This is a genomic window from Ensifer soli, from assembly GCF_041928815.1.
Lineage (GTDB): Bacteria > Pseudomonadota > Alphaproteobacteria > Rhizobiales > Rhizobiaceae > JBHFEI01.
In genome coordinates, this window is record NZ_JBHFEI010000058.1 from 1 (window position 1) to 1,359 (window position 1,359).

A 1,359-nucleotide genomic window follows, 5' to 3' on the forward strand; every position below is an offset into this window, starting at 1 on the left:
AGATCGTGTCCCAGGAGGTGGTGTAGCTGGATTTCATAGCCATCGGTGATTCCCGGTAGGGTCGGGTTGCTTATGACCAACCTGAGGGAGACCACCGATGACCGACGACATGATGAACCTGCGCTCACTCATTGAGAAGAGCGCTGATGCCGATTTGCTCCGAGAGATGATCGGCTTTGCCGCCGAGAAGCTTATGGCGCTGGAAGTGAGCGCGAAGACCGGCGCGGGCTATGGCGAGAAGAATGGCTTGCGACTTGCCCAGCGCAACGGCTACCGCGATCGGGACTGGGAGACGCGTGCAGGAACCGTCGAGCTACGCATACCCAAGCTGCGCACAGGCAGTTATTTCCCGAGCTTCCTTGAGCCGCGCCGAATGGCCGAGAAGGCCCTGACTGCGGTCATCCAAGAAGCCTATATCCAGGGCGTTTCAACCCGGTCTGTCGATGACCTGGTGAAGGCCATGGGCATGTCGGGCATCTCCAAGAGCCAGGTATCGCGGCTCTGCGAAGAAATCGACGAGAAGGTAAAGGCCTTTCTGGATAGGCCGATTGAGGGGGAATGGCCCTATTTGTGGATCGACGCCACCTACCTGAAGGTCCGGCGCGGCGGTCGGATTGTCTCGGTCGCGGTCATCATCGCCGTGGGCGTCAATACGGACGGCCGGCGCGAGGTGCTCGGCATGGAAATCGGGACATCCGAGGCAGAGGCGATCTGGACCGAGTTCCTGCGCAAGCTGACCAGACGAGGCCTGTGTGGCGTCAAGCTCGCTGTCTCCGATGCGCATGAGGGTATCAAGGGGGCTGTTTCCAAGGTTCTGTCCGCCACCTGGCAGCGCTGCAGAGTCCACTTCATGCGCAATGCGCTCGCCCATGCGGGAAAGAGCGGACGACGCGTCGTGTCCGCCTTCATTGCCACGGCATTTGCCCAGGATACACCAGAGGCGGCAAGTACCCAGTGGCGCAATGTCGCCGACCAGATCAGGCCGAAGGTGCCAAAACTCGCCACGCTGATGGATAGTGCCGAGGAAGACGTGCTCGCCTACATGACCTTTCCCAAGCAGCATTGGGCCAAGCTTCACTCGACCAACCCGATCGAGCGCCTCAACGGCGAGATCAAGCGGCGCACCGAGGTTGTCGGCATCTTCCCCAACGATGACGCCATCGTCAGGCTCGTCGGCGCGCTCCTGCTCGAACAGAACGATGAATGGGCCGTCCAACGATCCCGCTACATGACACTTGAGACAATCGCCACGATGAGCGATGATCCGCTCATCAGCCTGCCAGCCGCAAGCTGACACTCATCCGGTCCTCCGGGATGAGCCGGGGTTGTCCAAGCTACACCACCTCCTGGGACACGATC

General features: G+C 60.6%; 1 protein-coding gene. It reads left to right on the plus strand.

Annotation, left to right across the window (positions count from 1 at the left end; all coding sequences use genetic code 11):
• Positions 1-97: 97 nt before the first annotated feature.
• Entirely contained in the window at positions 98-1,294 is a 1,197-nt protein-coding gene (locus tag ACEVQ6_RS23625; protein ID WP_374891486.1) for an IS256 family transposase, read from the plus strand.
• Positions 1,295-1,359: the final 65 nt, after the last annotated feature.